The sequence below is a fragment of the Bacteroides caecimuris genome, from assembly GCF_001688725.2.
GTDB classification, from domain to species: domain Bacteria; phylum Bacteroidota; class Bacteroidia; order Bacteroidales; family Bacteroidaceae; genus Bacteroides; species Bacteroides caecimuris.
In genome coordinates this window covers 1,401,178-1,425,595 of sequence record NZ_CP015401.2, presented here as the reverse complement: position 1 = coordinate 1,425,595, position 24,418 = coordinate 1,401,178, and the positions used below count along the sequence as shown (strand labels likewise).

The 24,418-nt window shown below is 42.7% G+C and carries 19 protein-coding genes; 5 read left to right on the top strand and 14 right to left on the bottom strand.

What is annotated here, in order from left to right; genetic code table 11:
- Positions 1-112: 112 nt before the first annotated feature.
- The 9 genes from A4V03_RS06005 to A4V03_RS05965 all read right to left on the bottom strand — a co-directional run bounded on the left by A4V03_RS06005 (position 113) and on the right by A4V03_RS05965 (position 13,084).
- Positions 113-1,468 (bottom strand): MFS transporter, encoded by a 1,356-nt coding sequence (locus tag A4V03_RS06005; RefSeq protein WP_065538294.1) that lies wholly within the window; start codon positions 1,466-1,468, stop codon positions 113-115.
- A 12-nt stretch (positions 1,469-1,480) separates the two neighbouring features.
- On the bottom strand, positions 1,481-2,380 hold the full coding sequence (locus A4V03_RS06000) for a glycerophosphodiester phosphodiesterase family protein (protein ID WP_065538293.1): 900 nt from the start codon (positions 2,378-2,380) through the stop codon (positions 1,481-1,483).
- Between the two features lie 20 nt (positions 2,381-2,400).
- Complete coding sequence (locus A4V03_RS05995) at positions 2,401-3,459, bottom strand: MBL fold metallo-hydrolase (RefSeq protein WP_065538292.1); 1,059 nt, start codon at positions 3,457-3,459, stop codon at positions 2,401-2,403.
- Between the two features lies 1 nt (position 3,460).
- Positions 3,461-4,342, bottom strand: coding sequence for a sugar phosphate isomerase/epimerase family protein (locus A4V03_RS05990; protein WP_065538291.1), 882 nt, complete (start codon positions 4,340-4,342; stop codon positions 3,461-3,463).
- 6 nt (positions 4,343-4,348) lie between these two features.
- Positions 4,349-6,313 carry an outer membrane protein assembly factor BamB family protein gene (locus A4V03_RS05985; RefSeq protein WP_065538290.1) on the bottom strand — a complete coding sequence of 655 codons (1,965 nt, stop codon included), beginning with the start codon at positions 6,311-6,313 and terminating at the stop codon, positions 4,349-4,351.
- A 27-nt stretch (positions 6,314-6,340) separates the two neighbouring features.
- A complete protein-coding gene (locus A4V03_RS05980; protein ID WP_065538289.1) occupies positions 6,341-7,732 on the bottom strand; it encodes a RagB/SusD family nutrient uptake outer membrane protein in 1,392 nt (463 codons plus the stop codon).
- Between the two features lie 23 nt (positions 7,733-7,755).
- Positions 7,756-11,199, bottom strand: coding sequence for a TonB-dependent receptor (locus A4V03_RS05975; RefSeq protein ID WP_065538288.1), 3,444 nt, complete (start codon positions 11,197-11,199; stop codon positions 7,756-7,758).
- 206 nt (positions 11,200-11,405) lie between these two features.
- Complete coding sequence (locus A4V03_RS05970; RefSeq protein ID WP_065538287.1) at positions 11,406-12,395, bottom strand: FecR family protein; 990 nt, start codon at positions 12,393-12,395, stop codon at positions 11,406-11,408.
- Positions 12,396-12,481: 86 nt separating this feature from the next.
- Entirely contained in the window at positions 12,482-13,084 is a 603-nt protein-coding gene (locus tag A4V03_RS05965; protein ID WP_065538286.1) for an RNA polymerase sigma-70 factor, read from the bottom strand.
- A gap of 167 nt (positions 13,085-13,251) precedes the next feature.
- On the opposite strand from A4V03_RS05965, the gene A4V03_RS20665 reads away from it, so the two are divergent.
- The 3 genes from A4V03_RS20665 (at position 13,252) to tnpC (ending at position 15,844) form a co-directional block, all read left to right on the top strand.
- Complete coding sequence (locus tag A4V03_RS20665; RefSeq protein WP_065538285.1) at positions 13,252-13,821, top strand: hypothetical protein; 570 nt, start codon at positions 13,252-13,254, stop codon at positions 13,819-13,821.
- Complete coding sequence (gene tnpB, locus A4V03_RS05960; protein ID WP_065538284.1) at positions 13,808-14,164, top strand: IS66 family insertion sequence element accessory protein TnpB; 357 nt, start codon at positions 13,808-13,810, stop codon at positions 14,162-14,164. The genes A4V03_RS20665 and tnpB overlap by 14 nt, the downstream gene beginning before the upstream one ends.
- Before the next feature lie 78 nt (positions 14,165-14,242).
- Positions 14,243-15,844, top strand: a complete 1,602-nt coding sequence (gene tnpC / locus A4V03_RS05955) for an IS66 family transposase (RefSeq protein ID WP_084081121.1) — start codon at positions 14,243-14,245, stop codon at positions 15,842-15,844.
- Between the two features lie 121 nt (positions 15,845-15,965).
- Here tnpC and A4V03_RS05950 read toward each other — a convergent pair whose 3' ends face one another.
- Positions 15,966-18,047: a protein-disulfide reductase DsbD family protein gene (locus tag A4V03_RS05950; protein ID WP_065540314.1), complete on the bottom strand. Its 2,082-nt coding sequence runs from the start codon at positions 18,045-18,047 to the stop codon at positions 15,966-15,968.
- 13 nt (positions 18,048-18,060) lie between these two features.
- Positions 18,061-18,360 (bottom strand): Dabb family protein, encoded by a 300-nt coding sequence (locus tag A4V03_RS05945; RefSeq protein ID WP_065538283.1) that lies wholly within the window; start codon positions 18,358-18,360, stop codon positions 18,061-18,063.
- Positions 18,361-18,468: 108 nt separating this feature from the next.
- On the opposite strand from A4V03_RS05945, the gene udk reads away from it, so the two are divergent.
- Positions 18,469-19,080: a uridine kinase gene (gene udk / locus A4V03_RS05940; protein ID WP_065538282.1), complete on the top strand. Its 612-nt coding sequence runs from the start codon at positions 18,469-18,471 to the stop codon at positions 19,078-19,080.
- 44 nt (positions 19,081-19,124) lie between these two features.
- Positions 19,125-20,516: an MltF family protein gene (locus tag A4V03_RS05935; protein ID WP_065540313.1), complete on the top strand. Its 1,392-nt coding sequence runs from the start codon at positions 19,125-19,127 to the stop codon at positions 20,514-20,516.
- 124 nt (positions 20,517-20,640) lie between these two features.
- Here the strand turns inward: A4V03_RS05935 and metH are convergent, their stop codons facing one another.
- From metH to A4V03_RS05920, 3 genes are read right to left on the bottom strand one after another with little or no spacing between them, the layout of a single operon-like run.
- Positions 20,641-23,388: a methionine synthase gene (gene metH / locus A4V03_RS05930; protein ID WP_065538281.1), complete on the bottom strand. Its 2,748-nt coding sequence runs from the start codon at positions 23,386-23,388 to the stop codon at positions 20,641-20,643.
- A 13-nt stretch (positions 23,389-23,401) separates the two neighbouring features.
- On the bottom strand, positions 23,402-23,854 hold the full coding sequence (gene smpB / locus A4V03_RS05925; protein WP_065538280.1) for an SsrA-binding protein: 453 nt from the start codon (positions 23,852-23,854) through the stop codon (positions 23,402-23,404).
- A gap of 9 nt (positions 23,855-23,863) precedes the next feature.
- Positions 23,864-24,409 carry a Yip1 family protein gene (locus tag A4V03_RS05920; RefSeq protein WP_065540312.1) on the bottom strand — a complete coding sequence of 182 codons (546 nt, stop codon included), beginning with the start codon at positions 24,407-24,409 and terminating at the stop codon, positions 23,864-23,866.
- Between the last annotated feature and the right edge of the window lie 9 nt (positions 24,410-24,418).

Below are 24,418 nucleotides of genomic sequence, written 5' to 3'. Positions count from 1 at the left end.
GGAAGAATCGTAACAACGAACTTCCCGAAATTAAATCCAATACCTTTGAAAACAAACACTTGTTATACTCTTTTACAAACAAGTTTTGCAATCTAACCTAATATACTTGGAACTAATCTGTCTCTTTTGATTTTGCATCCCAGACCAATAACGCAAAAAGTACTGACAGCAGAGCCGACCCTATCCAAAACCAATTAATATAAGTGAAGTCATAAACATCCACTCCGTTCTGAACCGTTTTTTGGCCTTCTATCAGTATACCGCTCATCACATCCTGCAATCCGGCACCAATATAACTGGCAATGCCAACAACTCCCAATGCAGCTCCCGATGCATTGCGAGGAGCAATATCGACAGCCATCAAACCACCCAAAAAGCAAATTAGTACTCCGATTCCTAAACCAAAAAGAATCATAGCCAATACATCTATCCAAAAATGTACGCCCGGAACCAACAGGAAAAGGCAAAGTGCAAATACATTCATCAATCCGAAGATTAAGGCAGGAACATTGCGACGACCACCAAACAATTTATCCGAAATCACTCCGGAAAACATCGTACCGATGATACCACAAACCGGACAGATAGAAATGATAAAACTGGCATCCAGGGTAGAATACCCTTTTTGAGCTTCCAAGTAAAAGACGCCCCAGCTGTTTATCGCATAACGACTGATATACATAAAAGCACTCGAAAGGGCAAGAATCCAAATGGCAGGCATCATCAACACCTGGCGCTGTGCTTTATTGAAATCCGCCGTTTCTGTTGCACTCATCTCTTTTTTCTGTTTGGGAACATTCACTGGAGGGAAACCCTGACTCTCGGGAGTGTCATGAAAGAACTTCCACACGATTAAAGCTCCAAGCAAACCGACAATACCGGCTCCGAAGAAGCCGTAACGCCAACCCAAGACACTGACAATAGACGCAATTATCAGAAAGGTTAACGCTTCACCGATGTTATGGCTGGCAGACCAAAATCCGTAATAGGAACCCCGTTCTTTGTCCGTGAACCAACGAGAAAGGCCAACCACACAGGAGGCCGCCCCCATAGACTGAAACCATCCACTAATCCCCCAAAGGACAGCAAACAGAATAAAAGAGTTGGTAAAGCCGAGACATAAGTTCACTAATGCCGTAACCAATAAACCGGTAGTCATGAAGCGATTGATATTGCTACGGTCGGCAAGGAAACCATTCGTGAACTTTCCGAGGGCGTAAGTGAAGAATAATACGGAGCCGATTATTCCCAGTTCCGTTTCAGAGAAGATTCCTTCCTCTACGATGGGCTTCTTTACGACATTCAGACTAAGACGGCAAACGTAATACATACCGTAGCCAAAGGTTGCCGAAAGGAAGGTAGACCACTTCAGATACTTCAGACGATGTTCATCGGAGGAGGACAAAGCCTCCCCGTTACAAGGTCCCGGTGAAGAGACCTTGTAAAAGTTTATAAGCTGTTTCAACATGAAGAAATACAGTTAGTTGTGAAGTTTCTTTTTGCGCAGATACTCCAGTAACAGAGCAGGGCGGTCGGTTTGAATTAATTTCGCTCCCTGATTAATGATCCATCCCCAGCTTTCTTCCGGTTGATGGAGTTCCACCGCACGGTCATCATCATGACCGCCACATAGTTCAGGCCAAAGAGAATTGATAAACAAGTTAGAACCTGTATCACGCACTTTCTTTATCAGGTTAAGAACCTCCGGATTATCATTATCGAATACTAATTCATAAGCAACAGGCTTCATGTGAGTCTGATAACTGTCAATAATAGCTTCGGCTCCTTCTTTGTGCAACTGTACAATAGGCATAAAAATTACTTTATCCAACACAGCACCGTTTTCAGCTTTCACTTGTTCATAAGGAAGCCCGGCTTTGATAACACACTGGTCGACTGTTCCTGTCTTCTCGAGTACGGCATAAGCCTCCTGGAAATAATCATAGCCCTTATCAATATTTACCATTATCTTACCTTTGCAAAGTAACATGACTTCCTCCAATGTAGGAATCTGATGTCTTGTTTTACAAGCGACCCCATTTTTAAGACGCATTGCTTTCAATTCCGCTAATGTATAATCTTCTACCAGTCCTTTCCCGTTCATGGTGCGATTGATTGTTTTATCGTGCATCACTACCAAATGTCCGTCTTTGGTTCTTTTCAAATCGATCTCTACCATATCGACTCCCATATCAATGCAATTCTGTATACCTTGCAATGAGTTTTCCGGAGCATTACGCCAGTCAGCCCGATGTGATACAACCAGTATTTTATCAGGATGATCTCCTAACAAGTTTTCTTTGATTTCTGCTATTCTATTTTGGGCAACAGCCAGTTGTACCAAACATAGAAGAAGTATGAAGTTACATATCCGTTTCATAAGTGCAAACATTAAGAATTTTAATTCAGTTTATTGTTTTTCCAGACCATTTTTTCTCCCCACATTGGTACATAAGTCTGTTCACAGTTAATCTTCGAAGCCCGTTCGAGTGCCAGTTCCAATGACCATCTCGATTCGTCAACACCTGCATGAGCAAGCTCCAAAATGTGCGATAACAAGACATAATCCGGTTCTACCTGCCCTGCACCCGAGCCCAGAATATTATTTTCAATCAGTGCATTGGGAGCGTAACGTGGTATCAATACATTCACATAAGAAGCCAGATTCGTATATTGTTCCGGTTTATAGTTGGAGTCTCCTACATGCATAAAGACGAAGTTACCGGTATCTTCACCACAATCAATCGAAAATACAGTCACAAAATTAGATAACCCGGAATTGTTGTGATCGGTGATACAGGTTTTAATCTTGAATTTTCCTATTTCATAATCTTTATCTCCTTTTGCGGTATAAGGATATGTCGTATCTTTCAGGTAGTTAGACAATACCGGTTTGCCTAAATCAAACATAGCCTGAATAAGATCATTGTTATAATGATCGGAATGCTTATGAGTGACGCAGAGAAAATCAATATAAGGTGCCAGTTCTTTTGCCCAACGATGAGAAATATCGATAGCAAAACATCCTGAGGGAGTCTTGACCACATATCCCATATTATAGAGCAACCAAATCTCTACTGTACCATTTTCCACCTTTGAATTCTTAACTCCATCCATTACGCGGTCAAATGCGCTCCGATAAAAATAGATAATAGGATCACACTTTTCCATATTCGTACTTGCTTGGTCGAAGCCATTCAAATAACTGATGAAATAATCATTTTTACATTTATCCGCATACTCCTGAATTTTGGTCAAAGTAGCGGTACGTCCAGCATTGACAATCAAAGGAGAAGAATTCCACAACTGCTGTGCTGTAGCATCCACTTCCTCTGCCAATTGCGTAAGGATTCCTTCATGCCCTATTTCGGTACTGTTGTTGTCATCATCATCGCAAGCAACAAAGCCTATTGCCAAAAGGCAAAACAGTAAATATTGAATTTTTCTTATTATATCCATCTTATTTCAGTGTTTTATAATCATTAATTATTTTATTGAAAGTTTCAACAACCCGTTCCGGTGTTGGACGTGTATCATGGTTTTCATGATCTTTAGTCGCTTCATACATGAAAACTCCTTCATAACCGACTCCTTCGAGTGCGTGCATTAACTTTCCCCACTTAATATCGCCTTGCGTAGGAAGCCAGTGGCACTCGTTGACAAAATCAAAATCCGAAGCATGTATGGTGCCAATACGTTCACCAATGGTTTCTACAAAATGTTCCGTCGTTCCTTTTGTATAATGATTGGTATCAAAACAAACCTTCACACCAGGAATATCTTTGATAATCTCCCAAAGTTCTTCAGGAGTATTTCCCAGACAAGTCCGCGGAAGATTCTCTATACATAACTGTGCTCCTATCTGATCCGCATACTTCTTCAGATAAGCGATAGACCTGGAAGCATTGGCTATTCTTTGTGCCCGAATACTGTCGTCAATCGGTTCGGAACTTGGATGCAGAACTAAACATTTCGGTTGAAATTGAGCACACTGTTCAATCATCTCCGCCATAAAATCTACATTTTCTTTCCTTTTCTTTTCATCGAGAACCGATATATCCAGCGTGCGGGAAAAAGGAAGATGTATAGACCAGACTTTGATACCGGCACTATCAATTTTTGCTTTCATATCCCGAACACGAGGAATGACCTCATTTGCCGGAACGCCTCTATAACACTGGTTAAATGCAACTTCCACATACTCTAGCCCCACAGACCGAGCTTGAGAAAAGTCTGTGGAAGCAGGTACTTTCCACAAAGCCGTAGTAGTACCTACTTTATATTTCTGTGCATATACCCCTATTGTCATCGCTATAAATAAGATAAAAACAGAAACTCTCATTATCGCTTACTTTTGACGGTTTGTACCTTGAATATCACCACCACGAATACTCCAGGAGTCTGTCTCCAAAGTCTTATTGATATCAAATGCTTTGACAGCACCGATATTACCAGATCCGATCGTTCCGCAATAAAGCCGTTTGTCCGGACCAATAGTAACAGCTGCCATGACTTGTTGCCCTACAGTCTCTTCAAAAACGATGTTTCCATTAGTGATATCAAGTCCCAACACTTTGTTATTCGATTGAGTACCTATATAAAGAATACCATCCGTGCTCAAGGCACCTCCACTGTAATTCAAATTGTTGCCTACTTTTTTCTCCCAAATTTTAGATCCGCTAAAATTCACCGCATGAACCGTCTGTGAATTTTTCTCCGTAAAGTAGATATTACCATTTTTATCTACAATCGGGAAATAGGCATCCCCTTTCGTAGTCGGATACGTCCATTTCTTTGTCCCATTTGTCATATCGACAGCAACAAGTCCGCCTCCTTTTAACGTTGCATAAAGCACCTGATCTTTCAAAGCAAACGTAGCCTGTTCTGTCACATTTACTTCTTCCAATTTCCATATCTGATCCTTATTCGGTTTAAAAGCATAAATAGCAGCACTTGTACCCGCATAAACATTTCCGGCTTTATCAATAGCTACCGCACTACCTGTTGCTCCGTCAAGGGATTGTTGCCATTTTATAATGCCACTGGATGCATCGAGGGCATACAACGTACTCTTATTAGTAAGACAGTAAAGAACACCATCGACAGACAATGCAGGAAAAGCACCTACCGCAGCATCCAATTTAACCGCCCACTTTTGGGTTCCATTCGGATTGATAGCATATACATTATTAATAGTAGCATTTCTTACACACTGATATATGGTACCATCAGAAGCCACTAACGCACCTCCACCATACGTTATCTGACTGATAGCAAACACCCATTTGAATTCACCGCTCACTACATCAATAGCAAATAAATGCCCTGCAGGAGTAGATGTTGGGATGTACATTGTTTTTCCATCCGGAGAGAACACCGGATTGGAAGTCTTTACATATCCGGTAAGTCCGCCAAAGTTCAAATCGACAGAATTCCATTTATAATTGCCGACTGTAACAGCCAGACTACCCGACTCGGTTGTGTTATTTACATAAGTCACCGTGACAGCTACTGTATAAGTTCCGGTAGTAGCAAATGCATGTACAGGATTGTTTTCTCCTGATGTCGTACCATCACCAAAATCCCAGCTTACCGATTTTACTTCACCTGCCATAAAATACATATCGTTATAAGCAAAGGCGCAAGGTTCCCACACGACCAGTTCCGTATTGGCAAGAATAGGATAGATCAATCCCGGAGTAGCTGAAGTCTCCACTGGAATAGAATTGCCCGTAGGATAAACACAAACTACGTTGAACGTATATTCCTGATCGTTAGTCAACCCGTCAACAATGTATTCTTCCAATGAAGTATCATCCAGATTGATAATCTGATTGCCCGGATGAACAGTAACCTGATAACGGGTAAAACGTTCACTAGCAGGTTTTTTCCATCTCAAACGCACTCTTTCATTGCCGGCTGCTGCCGTCAGATCAGAAATCGGGTATCTCGCATTCTTCGGCGTACAGGCAGCGGTCGTTTTACTAGCCAATCCTCCTGTATAACGAGGCTGTACAGAAAAAGTATAAGCAACGTCATTCACCAGATTATTGATTGTGGCAGTCATTGTTTTTGCATCCACAGTCATCTCACCTCCTTCCGCATCTGACGATCCGGAAGTCCAAAGAATCAAATATTCATTAGGCCGGGCATTTTCGTATGTCTCCCAAGCAAGAGTCACATTCATATCTCCGGCTGTTGCCGTAAGTGACTTCAGTTCATACAAATCGAAATTCGCTTTTGGCAGTTCTTCTTCACAAGCAGTAAAAACTACTGTGAGAATAAACAACAAACTATATATTATTTTTTTCATTGTCTGAATTCTTTTAGTTTAACCCTATTAGTATCCCGTATTCTGCCACAACAATTCTGTGTTGTTTATTCTTTCCAATTCCGTTTTGGGAATAGGATACAGGAATTGGTAATCCTGAATAATATGTCCTTCCGCTTTCATAGCTTCCTTAGCACCTCCCATACGTACCAAATCGAACCAACGCTGTCCCTCATAAGGAAATTCCTGTTGACGTTCCAGCATAATCGCATTACGGAAACTATCCTGGTCGGGTAATTCTGTAATCAAAATCGGAGACAATCCGGCACGGGTATGTACAGCATTCAAAGCAACCAAGGCTTCTGAATTCTGCAAATTACTATAGCTAATTTCATTCAAAGCTTCTGCGTACATCAACAATACATCGGCATAACGGAGAATAATCTGGTCATTACCAACAGTGTTATAAGTCGCGCTCTTGACATCTTTAAATTTATTCATGACACAAACCTTATCTTCCACCTTTACATAAGTAATCAAATCTTTCCGCTTATCCCCGTCTTTATAACATTCTTTCAGTGCCTTTGTCTGATTGGTATCGTCGGTCAGGTTAATAATAGAGAACCAGTATCCATGCCCTTCTCCTTCCACATCCTTATTAAAGCGAACAGCAAAAATGATCTCATCATTCATTTTATTATTTACATCAAAAACCCGGTCCGGAGTAGTCATCAGAGAATACTTACCTATCAATTGAGATAACACATTTCGAGCTTCCGTCCATTTATGGAAAGTGAGGTAAATCTTGCCGAGCAGTGCCATTGCAGCACCGGAAGTCACTCGTCCCATATCGGTACTTGTATAAGAAGACGGCAACATACTTTCATTAATAACCTGATTCAAATCACCGACAAGGAAATCATAAACCTGCTGGTCTGAACTACGTCCGATTTTCAGAGCCTCGGCCACTGTTACCACCTTATTAGTCATCGGTATTCCTCCCCACAGACGGTACATATTAAAATAGGTAAGTGCACGAATGAAAAGGGCTTCTCCTTTATATTGTTTTTTCAGAGTAGCGTCAAAGTTGGCTTCATCAATCCTATCTAATATAAGATTACAACGATAGACTCCATTATTAAAATTCGCCCAAGCATTTTCCAGGATTCCATTAGAAGCTTTATCTGCAAACTGATCGATATCATAACGGTCCTGCGTTCCGGCAGTAGGTGCGCTCAATGTCAAATTATCACTCCGATATTCGCAACACTCCGTAAAATAGGAAACCTGTGTCTGCAATTTAGAGTAACATCCCATCACAGCTACATTAAAATCGTCTGCTGTCTTATATACCTTATCGGTAGGCACACTGCTACTTGGTTCCAAATCGAAGAAACTATCTGTGCAGGCAACTGATAGAAAAGCAGTTGACAAGAATAGTATTAGTTTATATTTTTTCATACAACGTGTATTTTAAAGGATGATTAAAGAGTTATATTCAATCCGAATAAGAATGTTTTAGCCAATGGATAAGTACCATAGTCTTCACCCGGTGAAAGAGAATTAGACGGCCGGGCATTCACTTCCGGATTGTATCCGCTATAATTAGTTGAAGTCCAGAGATTTTGTCCGGAAACATATACTCTCAACTTTTCTACAAAAAAGCGCTGGGTCAGATTCTTCGGCAAAGTATATCCCAGTGTCACATTCTGCAACCGCAGATAAGAGCCATCTTCCAAATGCCAGGTTGACGTACGTCCATTATAACCTTTTGATTTACGATTGGCACGATTCACCTGACCGTTTCCCGGATCTTCCGGACTCTTCCAACGATTCAAGGCGATGGTAGTACCATTGGTATTACCTTCCAGATTATCAATGTATCGGCGATTCAAGTTCAAAATCTCATTACCATACACTCCCTGGAAATTGAAATCAAGATCAAATCCCTTAAACCATACTTTTCCACCAAATCCATAGGTGAAATCAGGCATATAGTTACCTACTATCGTACGGTCTTTATCCAAGTCCATCACACCGTCTCCATCTACATCCACAAACCGGAAATCTCCGGGCTTGGTATTGCTGAAATGAGGATATCTCTTTAATTCTTCTTCATTGGAGAAAATACCATCCTGCACCAACAGATAATAACAGCCAATAGGTTCACCAACTTTCGTTATGTAATATGCATGATCTACGCTACCGGTAGATATGATAGGAGCATTACCCGGACCGAGCGCTTTTACTTCGTTTGTATTCGTAGCATAATTGGCATTGAATGAATAACCGAAATCTTTCGTTATATTCTTCTGTGAGGTCAATGCTATTTCCCATCCCCTGTTGTTCACTTTACCAATATTCATCAATGCAGTGCTATATCCGGTCAGATGAGGAACAGGTACGTTCAACAACATATTAGAAGTGTTGGTATTGTAATAATCCACAGTCAGTCCCAACAATCCTTTGAACATTTGTAAATCAAGACCCACATTCACCATCGCATTCTTTTCCCAACTCAAATCCTCATTCTTTATGGTACTAGGTTTATATCCATTCACCAACTGCCCATTGCCTGTACCGAGTATATAGTTATCGGAAGCCATCAGAGACAGGTGGTCATAATTACCAATCTGAAAATTACCGGTAACTCCATAACTGGCTCTAAGTTTCAAGTCATCAACAAATGACAGGAATTTTGCTTTCGTGAAAAAGTCTTCTCCACTTATTCTCCATGCAAAAGAAGCAGAAGGGAAATATCCCCAACGGTTGTTTTTTCCGAAACGAGAAGAACCGTCTGCACGAATGGCTGCTGAAGCCATATACTTACCTTTATAGCTATACTGTACACGTGCCAGATAAGAAGCAATTGTCCACTGTGTTTTATCAGACGCACCTTTCGTCACTGTACCACCGGAAATTGTTTGTATGTAATCATTCGGGAAATCGGTAGCCGTCACATTATCCCTTTTATATGTTTCTTTTTGAGCCGATTGCACTAAAACAACATTGATAGAATGAGCATCCTTGATGGTCGTATTATAATTGATTTTATTCTCAATCAACCAGTTAAAATAAAAACCGGATGAACTATATGCAGTAGGATTCGACTTCACATCATAATATTTATGTCCCAATAACGGAAGTTCCGATGAACGGTATTGATCGTTATGCGAACCATAATAATCACCACCAAAAGAGATGTTATAGGTAAGCCCTTTATATAACTCCAATTCCGCAAAGAATTTTCCAACAATAGCCATACGGTCTACAACATCCGATTGGAGATTTGCCATGGCTACCGGATTTAATACGGCATTGTGCTGATAGTCATTTCCAATTCTCCAATATCCGTTTCCCTGATAGTTATAACTTCCATCCGCATTATACACCGGCCATACCGGAGGCATCATCAAGGCTGATTGCACAATACCATTGGACCCGGAAGCATCTACCCGGTTGGAAGTAGAATAAGAAGGAGAAAAATTCAGACCGAATTTCAGCCTTTTATATTTCCCGTCCAAATTCATACGCATACTGTATTTCTTAAAATCGGAATTAATGATAATACCTTCTTTATCATAATAGTTAGCTGAAATAAAATAACCGACTGTTTTTCCTCTGCCGGAAATAGATACATTGTGGCTGGTAGTAGCAGCAGTACGGAATATAGCGTCTTGCCAGTCCGTATCGGTCAGTCCTTTGTCACCATTCAGATAAGGAAAGAGTTCAGTGGGGATACGTTCCCATGAGTTGGGACGCATTCCATTCGGATCGTCCGGTAATCCACCGGGATTGGCATCCAGATAGGCGTTGTCATGCCCATCTTTTGCAAATTCGGCAAACTGATATGCATTCATCATTGGAAGTTTCTTCGAAACACTCTGGATACCATAATATCCATCATACTGCACTTTCATTTTCTCCGACTGCCCCTGTTTGGTCGTGATAATAATTACACCATTCGATCCGCGGCTACCATAAATAGCTGCCGAAGAAGCATCTTTCAAGACTTCTACAGATTCAATATCATTATTATTCAGATTGGCAAATCCACGTTCCACTGGTACACCGTCGATAATATAGAGAGGATCACTACCTGCATTCACTGTGCTGATACCACGAACACGGATACTTACGCTTCCTTCCGGATCACCACTAGGTTGCGTCACCTGTACTCCCGGCATTTTTCCCGCCAACGCCTGACGAAAATCGGAAGCGGAAACTTCTGCTATTTGTTCAGCTTTCACGGAAGAAATAGAAGTAGAAACATCTCTTTTTCTCTGAACACCATAGCCTACCACGACTACTTCATCGATCATCTTACTATCTTCCACCAACGTGATTTTTGCCGTATTCTTATCTTTTGCAGAGATATTCACCGTTTTATAGCCGATATAAGAAATTGTCAGTGTAGCAGATTCCGGTACATTCATGATTGAATAACGTCCATCGATATCGGTAATGGTACCACTGCCTTCTCCTTTAATCTGAATACTGGCACCAATCACCGGTTCTCCTTTATCATCCGCAACAATTCCCTGAATAGTGCGTGTACGTTGAGCTGTTTCTTCCTTTTTAAGCGGCTGTTTGCTGACAGCAATTGTATGATCGGTCCTATTGAAATAAAGTTTGGCCTGGGTGGTTATTTCGCCCAGAATCTGTTTTAATGAAGCATTTTTAATATCGAAAGAAACTCTCGGAGCTTTGTTCACTGTTTCCTGGTCATAGAGAAATTTAAAATTAGTCTGTTTGCTGATTTTATTGAAAACACTTTCTACCGGCTCATTTTGCACGCGAAGCGTTATATCATGCTCTTTTAATGTTTGAGCAGCAGCCGGAACAATTAAAATGAAGGCGAATAGTAAAAAAGCTAAAAACGAACAGCTATTTTTACTTATCCCTTTACAAATAAGAAGATTATTCATAAATTTGTGCGTTTTAGTAATTGACTAAAGTTATTAAAAACGAGCAATGCGCGATACGTTATTCATTTGGGTCGAAGCTTATGAATATCCGTCCGGATTGCGGATAGGAGCATTCCTTTGGAGTGCTTCTATCATTTTAGGGAGGTTCATGAAGGGGCTGTTTTCATCTATTATTCTTTTAAATTAAACATTATCTTTTCTTCATCTCATTTTTTATAAAGAAGGACATCAATGCCTTCTTTTTTATATTTGATATCACCACTGATAAATTCGATGGATTTAAGTACGGACTCCAGACTCTTATTATCGTGCTCACCGGTAATCAAGTTGTTAAAATCCTGACCGGAAGCAAAAGTAATCCGGCAATTATATACACGCTCCAGTTCTTTTGCCACATCCCGAATCGGTGTACTGTAGAAACGTAAACCTCCTTTCATCCAGACAGCCACTCCCCTATCTTCTGTTTTCTTACTATATTCACCGGAAACCGTATTGATAAGCACTTGCTCTTTGGCAGTCAGCCTCATCATTGCTTCCGGTAAATCAACCTGCACTTTACCACTCTCCACACTCACAGATACAATCTCATCCGTTGAATAGGACTTGACATCAAAACGAGTACCCAATACCTGAACATCCAGTCGCTTCGTCTTTACAATAAATGGCATCTTTTCATTACGGGCAACACGGAAATATCCCTCACCTTCAAGTTCTATTTCACGGCTATCTCCCACAAAACGTTCCGGATAACGCACTTGAGAACAAGAATTCAATACCAAAAGAGTTCCATCCGGCAAAGTCACTTGTCTTTTTTCACCAAAAGAAGTGGTGACTTCAGCAAGCGTGACCTGCTGTTCATTCATATACCGGAAAAAGTTGACACTCCCTATTATAATGGCTATGACAGCCGCCGTACTAACCGCCACCACAGACGCCCGACGGAACCAGGTACGTTTTTTGTGTTCAATACGTTTCAATAACTGACGTGCCTCTCTCTTATATTTTTCCCGTTCCAAATCAGTAGCAGGTTGCAAGTTCCCGGATTCTTCCCAAACCTCTGCTGCCAGTTCATCCAATAAATCTTGGTTCTCTGCCTCTTTTATGCTTTGCAAAAGTTGTGAAGCCTCTTCCCTGGTATAAAGGTCATCCAGGTAACGATGCAATTTATCTTTTTCTGTTTTAGTATCTTTCATCATACATTCAAAATAAGGATATTAATTTCCTTCCTTTTGTATAAGTAATACACAAAAGGAAGAAAGAGCTAGGGTGTGATTAACATTTATTATAAATTCAAGCAAAATAGAATCAGAAGTATATCAGCTGATGTACTTGAATATTTAGTCAGATAAGAACGAATCACCTTCAGAGAAACAGAAATATGTTCCTGCACCGTATGAACAGAAACACCCAACGCTTCGGCTATTTCTTTGTGAGACATCTGTAGTTCACGGCTCATTTTGAACACTTCCCGTTGGCGGGGTGTCAATTGTTCCAATGCACGGGCAACAATCTCTTTCAAATCATTGAGCAAAATATGGTTATTGGTCTCGTTTGTTGAATCGATCGCTTGAGAAAGAATCTGTTCTTTCAGCTGATCTTCATTAGCCATGTCGCGCAACTGATTCAGAATACGATTACGTACGATGGTATAAAGGTAGGAAGAAAAAGAGGCTTCAGGATTGATGAAACGACGAGTTTGCCAGACTACCGTAAATGCATCCTGGAAAATATCTTCAGCAAATTCACGCGACTTGACGAACTTCAGGGCGAAGTAGAGCAAACGATTCTTGTAAGCAGCATAAAGTTCGCAAAAGGCCTCTTCATCTCCGTCTATCAGACGGAGAACCAATTCCCGTTCATTTACAAGAGGGTCTGTTGCGTACATATTTTCTTTATTTTTGGGCACAAAGCGTATTGTTATGATATTACAAACGTATGTATTTTTTCTGAAATAAAAAAATAAAAGCGATCTCACCGAAAAGGTACAACCGTCCGCGATAGCGTATTGAAGCCTGCCTGTAAAGTTTCTAACTTTGCCCTAAAAATTGATTTATGGGAAAAGTTGAACTTTACAGGCAGGTTTTCTTGTCATTCAAGCAACTGTGTGCCGAAGGAAGACAGCCGTCTTCGTTCCGAGCCTATTGCATAGCCAACGGTGTAGATCAGAGTCAGATGCGGCAATTGCTCAAGAGCGAGTTTCAGGATATAAAGACCTTGCCGGGATATTGTTGCGTAAATAGTCGCCTTTACGGGGAAATTTATGAGCGGTTCAAGCAATTATGCGCACAAGGCAGACAGCCCGGGACCTTATCTTCTTATTGCAGGAGTTTTGGTGTAACATACGGTCAGTTGCATTCTTATTTGTATCGGAAGCATTTACGTGTGGCCGGATTGCCCGGATATACAGGACCGACAGGCACGGGTAACAATAAGTCTGAGGAGGTGCCTTTCGAGGATGTCATCTTTGAGGAGGCCGGTTTTCTTCCGGCTGACACGGGCAATGTGATAACAGTAAAGGTCGACGGTCATGTGGCGGTCAGCTTTCCAGCTGATACTGATGTTGCTGTCATTGCAAAGTTCGTCAGAAAGATGGGAAAGGAGGTCGGTCATGTGGGGTCTTGAGCAGGGGTTACGGCTATGGGTATGCCAGCAGCCGGTGTCGATGCGTTACGGCATACGCGGTCTGACCCAGATGGTGTGGTCGTGGAAGGGGCACTCTCCGGCATCGGGCGATGTGTATGTGTTTTTCTCCAAAGACCGCAAGTCCATGAAGGCTCTGAAATGGGATGGTGACGGATTTTTGATGTACACAAAAAGACTGTCGCAAGGTCGTTTCCGGGAGGTACTTAAAAAGGGCGATGACGGCGTGCGCAGGCTCCAATGGGACGATTTCTATATGCTGATGAGGGGGCTCACGCCTGTGAAGGTGACGGTCGAGAATCGCTTCAGAATGGCTGTAAAATAAGGCTTAATAATTTGTTAATCAAATAAATAAATGGTGTAGAAAGTTGCAAATGTCAGATATTTTTTGTAACTTTACACCATGAAAAAGAACGAGTTGATAGAGTTTTTGCAACGTCAGATCGAGTATCTTCAAGGACAACTTGACGAGGCGTTGTCCTCTGTCAGCTCTCTTACTTTATCCAATGAAAAACTCCAGTCAACCAACGACAGACTGGTGGCAACAGTAGATGAGCTGCGCAAACAGATAGCCTCGTTGGAGGATGCTGTAAAAGGGAAAGGCGCGGAACTAAGCAAAGAAAAAGCTGCTCGTCAGGCCGTGCAGCGTCTGCAGGGCTCGCCGTCAGAGCGCCAGACAAAACCGATGCCGGCTCCTGCCGTATCAGAAACTCCGGAACAGAGGCCACAGAAGAAACGCACCAACAATGGAGCCAGGAGAAAGACCCATCCCGAGTGCGAGGTAGAGACGGTTGTGGTGGAGCCGGACAGCCCCGACTTCAATCCCGAGGCGGCGACGTTTATCGGCGAGTGCGATGTCGTGCGCTACGTCATGGAGCCGATGCGCTTCAAGAAAATAATCTACAAGGTACGCAAATATGTGCAGGACGAGAAAATATACAAAGGCTCTGCTCCCGCCACGCCGCTGCTGAACTCGCAGTATACATCCTCCTTCATTGCCGGACTCGCCGAGCTACGCTATCTCCACTGCATGCCACTTGAAAATGCAGTCGAATACTTCCGTGCCCACGGCTTCGACCTTGACAAAGGCACGGCACAAAAACTGATCAGCAAGGTAAGGGTTCATCTGGAGAATCTGTACAAGGCTCTCGGGCCGGCAGTTGTCGAAGACAATTATATCTGTGGTGACGAGACCTATCAGAAAGTGCGGCTGCAGGTGGCCACTCCCTCGGGCAGGAAGATCAAAAAGGGCTACATCTGGGTGTTCGTCGGCATGACAACCGGGCTTGTATACTTCTTCTATGATGACGGTTCCCGCTCTGCCGAAGTCTTCAAGCAGCATATCAAAGGCTTCAACGGAGCGTTCCAATGCGATTGTTACTCGGGATACCGGCATATCGGAATCGGTGAGATGAGCGGGATAAAACGCTTGCCATGCCTGCAGCATATAAAGCGGAAGTTCCTCGACCTGAAAGACAATCCGCAGGCGCAGGAAATAGCAAAGCTCTTCGGACTCCTTTACCACTTCGAGCATCAGCACCGCATAGGCAAAGACGGATGGACGGCGGAAAAGCACCTTGAGTGGAGACAACGATACTCCAAAGTGATGCTCGAGAAAATCCGCATGAGACTGACAGCGGTCAAAAATCGCATCGGCGTGCCACCCGACGACCCGCTGCTTGCCGCCACCGAACATGCGCTTAAACAATGGGACGTGATACCACGCATCTTCGCCTCACCCACCTACAGACTTGACAACAACAAAGTCGAGCGAATCAACCGCTACATATCCCTGACCCGTCGCCGACTGACAATCGGCTCCCACTCCGGAGCCGAAGCCGCCGCCCTGTACCACTCGCTGGCCATCACCTGCCATCAGTGCGGAGTCAACGTCTTCGACTACTTCTGTGACATCATCGACCGATGTGCCGCATGGCCGCCAAACACCCCGATCGAAAAATACCGCGACCTGCTTCCCGACCGCTGGAAACCCTCACAAAAATAGCCGCCCAAAATCCGGACGGCTTTCTTTTTATGGCTTACCTGCTATCGCGGACGGTTGTACCCGAAAAGATGAGACCGCTTTTATTTCATTTATCATTCAAGACAGTGTCTTATCGTGGATTTTAATTTTTCCTTTTCTTATAATTCTCCAATCCGGTTTGCAAAAAATCGATATATTTAGGAATATCTTTGTTATAAGCATACGACTTATTCAATGGTTTACCCTGATTGTCCAGCAATACATAGAAAGGCTGGGCGTTGGCTCCGAATTTCACACGTTGCAGATAGCTCCATTTATCGCCGACAGTACGCAAAGTACGTTCCGTACCGTTCTCGATTATCTTTACGGGTTCAGTCAACAGAGTCTTATTATCCACATAGAGAGTAATCAGTACATAATCGTTATTAATCAAATCACTCACTTTCGGATCAATCCATACCGCTGTTTCCATCTTACGACAGTTTACGCAACCATATCCGGTAAAATCGAGCATAACAGGTTTTCCGTTCAGACGGGCATATTCCATACCTAAATCATAATCATCGAATTTCGCATGTACCTCGTTCTTATACAAATTGAAGTCTTGCGTCTGTATAGGTGGAGCAAATGCAGATACGGCCTTCAATGGTGCTCCCCACAAACCGGGAACCATATATACGGCAAACGCTAAAGAGATTAATGCCATAAAGAAGCGGGTGACTCCCACCTTATTATCATCGTCATCATGCGGAAATTTGATCTTACCCAACAGATAGAATCCAAGCAAAGCAAAGATTACAATCCACAGAGCCAGAAATGTTTCGCGGTCAAGCAATCTCCAACCGTAAGCCAAGTCAGCTACCGACAAGAATTTAAGCGCAAACGCCAATTCAAGGAAGCCCAGCGTTACTTTAATTACATTCATCCATCCACCGGACTTCGGCATAGATTTCAGCCAAGACGGGAACAAGGCGAAAAGCGTAAATGGCAATGCCAAAGCAATGGCAAATCCCAACATACCGATTGCCGGAGCAACCACACTTCCTGTGGTAGATACCTGTACCAGCAGAAATCCGATAATCGGACCTGTACAAGAGAAAGATACCAAGGAAAGCGTGAAAGCCATCAGGAAAATACTTAGTAATCCGGTCGTAGATTCTGCTTTGCTATCTACTGCGTTTCCCCACTTCGAGGGTAGTCTGATTTCAAACGCTCCAAAGAATGAAGCGGCAAAAATCACCAGCATCAGGAAGAAGAGAATGTTAAAAATAGCATTAGTCGATAAAGCATTTAATGCACTGGCACCGAAAATCAACGTGATAGCCAAACCTAATGCCACATAAATCACGACGATAGATGCACCATACGTCCACGCATCACGAATTCCTTTCTTTTTGTCTTTACTGCGTTTCAGGAAAAAGCTGACTGTCATTGGGATAATCGGCCACACACAAGGAGTAAACAAAGCCACTAATCCTCCAAGGAACCCAGTTATGAATATATATATCCAAGACATATCTTTCTGACTGTGCTCCTCGCCTAATGCTTGCAGATCACTGATAACTGGTTTCCAAAGTTCACTGGAGGCAACTGCCGGCTGAATATCCGTGGCTGCTTCCGTTGTAGTTGCAGGCACCAACTCCACCATAACAGATGAGTCTTTCGAAGCAACAAGAGTTGCCTCTTCTTTCTTCTCTGCCTTATCCACTACTTTTTGCTCCGGTTGTTCTGTTTTCGGTTGTTCTGTTTTCGTTGCAGCAGCATTTCCGGCTTTCGCTACTCCCGAAAACTTGAATGGTACTTCAGTAGGAGGCAGACAACTCTCGTCATCACAAGCTCCGTATTCCAGATAACCTTCTATCGCGTAAGCTCCACCCGTCAATTTTACTTTCTGCACAAACTTTGCCGTATTCTCGAAATAGCGTACCTTCATTTCGAATAATTTATCGAAAGTAGATACTTCTTTGCCCACAGGCTTCAGTTTACCGACAAGCTCGACGCCCGATTTATTATCCACATTAAATGTTGCAGCAATAGGACCGCCATCTCCCAGGTCGGTAGAATAAACATGCCAACCTTTATCAATGGTAGCCGTAAACACCACCTCTGCCTCCGTATCGGAGAGAGGTGTCAATTCTGTTTTAAACTTTACCGGATCTTTGATTTGCGCTTGCAATGCATATACAACAAGGCTTAAAAGCAGGAAAGAAATTATTTTTCTCATCTTATTTTGGGGTTTATAATTCATAGTCTACGCATGCACGGCTTTCTTTCGTATCAGCCAGAATCTTACCAGCAGCTACATGGTCGGGATGTGTTGCATAGAATTTCACATCTTCTAGTGTATCAAACTCACTGTAAAGCGCAATATTCCATGTTTCACCGGGATTCATATTCAATCCGACTTCCACTTTGCGAATAACAGAAATTTTAGCAGGAAGAGCTTCTATCGCTTCCTTGAATTTAGTCATGACTACCAGTTTCTCTTCAGCAGGAACTTCGTCTTTTAACTTAAATAATACAATGTGTTTTACCATTACGTTGTTATTTTAATGAATTGTTTCTATATTTGTCTTGTTAATGCAATCATCGCATTAATAGTAATGCAAAAATACTCTATTTAATTCAAATATACATTTAAAGAGATGTTAATTATAGGAATAGCAGGCGGAACAGGCTCCGGAAAGACCACCGTCGTACGGAAAATTATAGAAAGTCTCCCCGCAGGAGAAGTAGTACTCTTACCACAGGATTCATACTACAAAGACAGTAGCCATGTCCCGGTTGAAGAACGCCAGAATATCAATTTTGACCATCCCGATGCCTTTGAATGGAGCCTACTATCCAAACATGTCATGATGCTGAAAGAAGGAAATAGCATCGAACAGCCTACTTATTCTTATCTCACCTGTACGCGCCAGCCCGAAACGATTCATATCGAACCTCGTGAAGTGATTATCATTGAAGGAATCCTTGCCTTATGTGATAAAAAGTTGCGCAATATGATGGACCTTAAAATTTTTGTAGATGCCGATCCAGACGAACGCCTGATACGTGTTATCCAAAGAGATGTTATTGAGCGCGGACGTACTGCCGAAGCTGTAATGGAACGCTATACACGAGTTTTAAAGCCTATGCACCTGCAATTTATCGAACCGTGCAAACGATATGCCGACCTTATTGTACCGGAAGGCGGCAGTAATAAGGTAGCTATTGATATACTGACTATGTACATCAAGAAACACTTGAAGAGTTGAGAGTGGAGAACGGAGAGTTGAGAGTTAAAAGCAAAATGTCAGGTATGAATGCCAAGACACTGATTATCCCTTTATTCCTCGTATTGTTCTGTTGTATGTTCGGATGCCGGAACAAGCAACATAATACAACGGACGAATCCACACGCGATCTTCCACAAATAAAAGATAGTGGCGAACTCGTTGTATTGACATTGTACAGCTCTACTTCCTATTTCATTTACCGCGGACAGGAAATGGGATTCCAGTATGAACTTAGCGAGCAGTTTGCCAAAAGCCTGGGATTAAAGCTTAGGATTGCAGTTGCCAACAGCGTTGACGAGATGATTCAAAAACTGCTGGCAGGCGAAGGAGATATGATTGCCTATAATCTGCCTATCACCAAAGAGTGGAAAGACAGTCTGCTTTATTGTGGTGAAGATGTCATCACCCATCAAGTGATTGTTCAGCAAGGAAGAGGAAAACTGAAGCCATTAAAAGACGTAACCGAACTGATAGGAAAAGATATATACGTAAAGCCGGGGAAATATTACGACCGCCTCGTCAATCTGAACAGCGAATTAGGAGGCGGCATCCGGATTCACGAAGTTACCAATGACAGTACTACCATCGAGGACTTGATAACGCAAGTGGCGCAAGGAAAAATTCCGTATACAGTAGCCGACAACGACTTGGCAAAATTAAATAAGACCTATTATCCTAATTTAAATATCGATCTGTCTATCAGTTTCGATCAACGGTCTTCGTGGGCAGTACGAAAAGACAGTCCCGAACTGGCAGCCGCCGCTACTATATGGCATCAGGAAAATATGACCTCTCCTGCCTACACTGCCAGTATGAAACGTTATTTTGAGAATAGTAAAATGATGCCCCACTCTCCTATCCTTTCATTGAAAGAAGGGAAAATATCTCATTATGATGATTTATTCAGAAAGTATTCCAAAGATATCGGATGGGATTGGCGCATGCTGGCGTCACTAGCCTATACTGAATCTAATTTCGATACCACCGCGGTTTCCTGGGCCGGCGCTAAAGGACTGATGCAGTTAATGCCTGCCACCGCCCGGGCAATGGGAGTACCTCCCGGCAAAGAGCAGAATCCGGAGGAAAGTGTGAAAGCGGCTACCAAATATATCGCTGCTACCGACCGCAGCTTCAGTATGATTCCCGACAAACAGGAACGGCTTAACTTCATCCTTGCATCTTATAATGCCGGCTTAGGACATATATACGATGCCATGGCACTAGCCGAAAAATACGGAAAGAACAAACGGGTATGGAAAGACAATGTAGAAAACTTCATCCTGCTCAAAAGCAACGAAGAATACTTTACCGACCCTATCTGTAAAAACGGGTATTTCCGTGGTATTGAGACTTACAATTTCGTCCGTGATATCCTGTCGCGTTACGAATCCTATAAGAAGAAAATAAAAGAGTAGTCTATTCCAAACATTTGCGTATCAGATTTCAATTAGTGTCACAAATGCAAGAAAATTATTGAATAGACAAGACCTTTGGCTTACTAATACTGATTACAATGTATCTTTTTTATTTTAATAATGTTTAAAACAGATTCAACCTATTTTTCTGCGCCTCTTCCAATGAAACCGTTTCACGTTTCAGCAGACCGCTTTTTTCACGAAGCGCCTCATATTCGCTATTCAGTTCGTTCACCAATTCGGCTTTCAGCTGTGGATTCAATAATTTGGAAGCAACACTTGCATTCTGGGAAGCATCTTTCAGATGTACCACCGGAGCGTGATAGACAGGAGCAATCTTCAATGCCGTATGCATTTTCGATGTAGTAGCCCCACCAATCAGAAGAGGAATATCCAGTCCTGCTTTTTCGAGTTCCAAAGCCACATGCGCCATTTCTTCCAAAGAGGGAGTAATCAGACCACTCAATCCGATCATATCCACTTTTTCTTCAATAGCACGCTGCACAATGGTTTCCGCCGGCACCATCACTCCCAAGTCTACAATATCATAACCATTGCAAGCCATCACTACCGCTACAATATTTTTTCCAATATCGTGCACATCGCCCTTTACAGTTGCCAGCAACACTTTTCCAGCCGCGGCGCTTCCTTCCACTTTTTCCGATTCGATAATCGGCTGCAGGATAGCTACGGCTTTTTTCATCGTACGGGCAGTCTTCACAACCTGGGGAAGGAACATTTTACCGGCACCAAACAACTCGCCTACATAATTCATTCCATCCATCAACGGACCTTCAATCACATCGACTGCTTTATCATAAAGCGACAATGCTTCTGCCAAATCCTGTTCAAGGAAATCTCCGATTCCTTTCATCAAGGCATATTTCAAGCGTTCCTGAACGGATTCTTCTCTCCACGCATCTTGTTTGGCGGCTGGTTGTCCGGCAGTTCCGCTCATAGTTGCTTTCAGCGATTCCGCCAATTCTATCAGACGTTCCGCTGCGTCCGGACGACGATTCAAAACGACGTCTTCTATCTTTTCCAATACATCGGTCGGGATATCACTATATAACACGGAAGTACCCGGATTCACAATCCCCATGTCCATTCCTTGCTGAATGGCATGATAAAGGAATACAGCGTGCATCGCCTCACGGATATAATTATTGCCACGGAAAGAGAAAGAAAGGTTACTGACTCCTCCGCTAATATGAGCACCCGGAAGGTTCTTTTTGATCCATGCGGTAGCTTCAATGAAATCTACGGCATAGTTATTATGTTCTTCGATCCCTGTGGCTACGGCAAGTACATTGGGGTCAAAAATAATATCATGAGGATTAAAACCTACTTTATCTACCAAAAGACGGTAAGCCCGTTCGCAAACTTCTATTTTACGGGCGGCTGTATCTGCCTGACCTTTCTCATCGAAAGCCATTACGACGGCAGCCGCTCCATATTGGCGGATGATACGGGCATGTTCGAGGAAAACTTCCTCGCCTTCTTTCAAAGAAATGGAGTTAACGATTGACTTTCCTTGCAGACATTTCAGGCCGGCTTCAATCACTTCCCATTTGGAAGAGTCAATCATTACCGGAACACGGGCTATTTCCGGTTCGGACATGATAAGATTCAGGAAAGTAGTCATCTCCTCCTTTGCATCCAACAGTCCGTCATCCATATTGACGTCAATCACCAAGGCACCGTCTTCCACTTGTTGACGGGCGATGGAGAGAGCTTCATCATATTTCTTTTCGTTTATCAGACGAAGAAACTTACGAGAACCGGCTACGTTGCAACGTTCGCCGACATTTACAAAGTTAATTTCCGGTTTGACTTCCAACAGTTCAAGCCCGGAAAGCCACATACAATCCGATACAAGAGCAGGGACGTGAGGTTTAGCACCTTTCACGAGGGCGGGATATTCGGCAATATAGGCATCCGTCGTTCCACAACAGCCGCCAATGATATTGATTAGTCCTTCTTCGATATATTCTCTCACTTCGTGAGCCATATCAGCAGGTGTCTGGTCATACTTACCCAGGCTATTCGGTAATCCGGCATTCGGATAAGCACTAATATAATAAGGTGCACGAGCTGCCAGTTGTTCCAGAAATGGTTTCAATTGGCGGGCTCCGAAAGAACAGTTTAAACCGACAGAAAAGATATTGGCATGCTGCACGGAAGCAAGAAATGCGTCCAATGTCTGGCCAGACAATGTTCGTCCACCAATATCGGACACTGTTACAGATAACATGACAGGGACTTCGACACCTGTTGCTTTCATTGCCTGTTCGGCTGCAAAAATAGCAGCTTTAGCATTCAGGGTATCAAAGATTGTTTCGATCAGAATGGCGTCTACGCCACCTTCAAGCATTGCTTCCATCTGTTGCTGATAGGATGCAGCCAGTTCATCGTAACTCAAAGCACGATAAGCCGGATTGTTCACGTCCGGGCTCATAGAGCAGGTTTTATTGGTCGGACCTACAGAACCGGCTACAAAACGCGGTTTATCGGGATTCTTTGCAGTGTACTCGTCGGCAAGGTTACGGGCTAGTTTTACGGCTGCCAGATTCATCTCACGCACGTATTCTTCTACGTGATAATCAGCCATAGAAACTGTAGTCGAACTGAATGTATTGGTTTCGATGATATCCGCACCTGCTTCCAGGTATTTACGGTGAATATCCTGAATCACGTCGGGACGTGTGAGGCACAATAAGTCGTTATTCCCTTTCAACTGTCCGGGGATATGCGCAAACCGTTCACCACGAAAATCTTCTTCCTTGAGGTTGTATTGTTGAATCATTGTACCCATTGCCCCATCCAGAATAAGGATGCGCTCGGATACGACTTGAGAAATTGTCTTTTTCATTTATCCTATCATGTCATCGTTTGAACATTCTTGCCATATCTCTACGGTCGTCTTTCTCCTTTATAGATTCTCGTTTATCATATTCTTTCTTACCTTTCGCCAAAGCGACTACCAGTTTCGCCAAACCTTTTTCATTGATAAACAAGCGTACAGGAACAATCGTAAAGCCGGGATTTCTCATCTCCCGTTGAAGTTTCTCCAATTCTTTTTTATTAAGCAACAACTTCCTCTCTCTACGTGCCGTATGGTTATTGTACGATCCATAGAAATATTCGGCGATGTGCATATTCTTCACCCACAATTCGCCTTTCGTAAAATAGCAAAACGTATCTACCAGACTGGCTTTTCCCAAACGAATGGATTTTATTTCCGTACCGGTCAATACGATACCTGCTGTGTAGGTATCTATCAACTCATAATCAAACGTAGCCCGTTTATTCTTTATATTTACAGAGGGTTGTTTCATCTTCACACATTAATTAAGTATAGCCGTCAGTTTGTTAAACACTATTTGAATCACCGTCGGACATAGTATCAACAATACAGACGACAAAAGGGTGTATTTCAATCGTTGTTTTTCTTCTACTCTCATCAGTATAGGAGCTCCTTCCCATACTATATAGACGATATAGAACTGCAGCAACCAAGCAATAATTCTAAAATCAGGTAATAGTCCGGTTACGATTTGAAGCAGAAAAGGCACAACCAATGCATATCCTGCAAATTGTTGCGTTAACGGCATATCGCTATACAGACCAAACATCCTTGTCCCCATTTCATTAATGGCATAAGCTGCCAAGAAGTAGCCACCGAACAGGGCTACAGCTACAGCGCAACAGTTGGTCATAGCTATCTGGAAACTTTGCGGACCTCCCCATCCATTCGTCAATAACGAACCGATGAATACGGACAGACCGCATAAACCAATCATAGGATAGACAAAAGCCATGTATACTTTTCGTCTATCCTCTTCCATAGAAATTTCCTCCCAGGCCTTAGCCGGAGAGGAAATCAATTTCATTGCTATATT

Bases quoted from the DNA above. Each gene is read 5' to 3' on its own strand.
- A4V03_RS06005 (WP_065538294.1), bottom strand. From the start codon at position 1,468: ATGTTGAAACAGCTTATAAACTTTTACAAGGTCTCTTCACCGGGACCT.
- A4V03_RS06000 (WP_065538293.1), bottom strand. From the start codon at position 2,380: ATGAAACGGATATGTAACTTCATACTTCTTCTATGTTTGGTACAACTG.
- A4V03_RS05995 (WP_065538292.1), bottom strand. From the start codon at position 3,459: ATGGATATAATAAGAAAAATTCAATATTTACTGTTTTGCCTTTTGGCA.
- A4V03_RS05990 (WP_065538291.1), bottom strand. From the start codon at position 4,342: ATGAGAGTTTCTGTTTTTATCTTATTTATAGCGATGACAATAGGGGTA.
- A4V03_RS05985 (WP_065538290.1), bottom strand. From the start codon at position 6,313: ATGAAAAAAATAATATATAGTTTGTTGTTTATTCTCACAGTAGTTTTT.
- A4V03_RS05980 (WP_065538289.1), bottom strand. From the start codon at position 7,732: ATGAAAAAATATAAACTAATACTATTCTTGTCAACTGCTTTTCTATCA.
- A4V03_RS05975 (WP_065538288.1), bottom strand. From the start codon at position 11,199: ATGAATAATCTTCTTATTTGTAAAGGGATAAGTAAAAATAGCTGTTCG.
- A4V03_RS05970 (WP_065538287.1), bottom strand. From the start codon at position 12,395: ATGATGAAAGATACTAAAACAGAAAAAGATAAATTGCATCGTTACCTG.
- A4V03_RS05965 (WP_065538286.1), bottom strand. From the start codon at position 13,084: ATGTACGCAACAGACCCTCTTGTAAATGAACGGGAATTGGTTCTCCGT.
- A4V03_RS20665 (WP_065538285.1), top strand. From the start codon at position 13,252: ATGGGAAAAGTTGAACTTTACAGGCAGGTTTTCTTGTCATTCAAGCAA.
- tnpB (WP_065538284.1), top strand. From the start codon at position 13,808: ATGTGGGGTCTTGAGCAGGGGTTACGGCTATGGGTATGCCAGCAGCCG.
- tnpC (WP_084081121.1), top strand. From the start codon at position 14,243: ATGAAAAAGAACGAGTTGATAGAGTTTTTGCAACGTCAGATCGAGTAT.
- A4V03_RS05950 (WP_065540314.1), bottom strand. From the start codon at position 18,047: ATGAGAAAAATAATTTCTTTCCTGCTTTTAAGCCTTGTTGTATATGCA.
- A4V03_RS05945 (WP_065538283.1), bottom strand. From the start codon at position 18,360: ATGGTAAAACACATTGTATTATTTAAGTTAAAAGACGAAGTTCCTGCT.
- udk (WP_065538282.1), top strand. From the start codon at position 18,469: ATGTTAATTATAGGAATAGCAGGCGGAACAGGCTCCGGAAAGACCACC.
- A4V03_RS05935 (WP_065540313.1), top strand. From the start codon at position 19,125: ATGAATGCCAAGACACTGATTATCCCTTTATTCCTCGTATTGTTCTGT.
- metH (WP_065538281.1), bottom strand. From the start codon at position 23,388: ATGAAAAAGACAATTTCTCAAGTCGTATCCGAGCGCATCCTTATTCTG.
- smpB (WP_065538280.1), bottom strand. From the start codon at position 23,854: ATGAAACAACCCTCTGTAAATATAAAGAATAAACGGGCTACGTTTGAT.
- A4V03_RS05920 (WP_065540312.1), bottom strand. From the start codon at position 24,409: ATGAAATTGATTTCCTCTCCGGCTAAGGCCTGGGAGGAAATTTCTATG.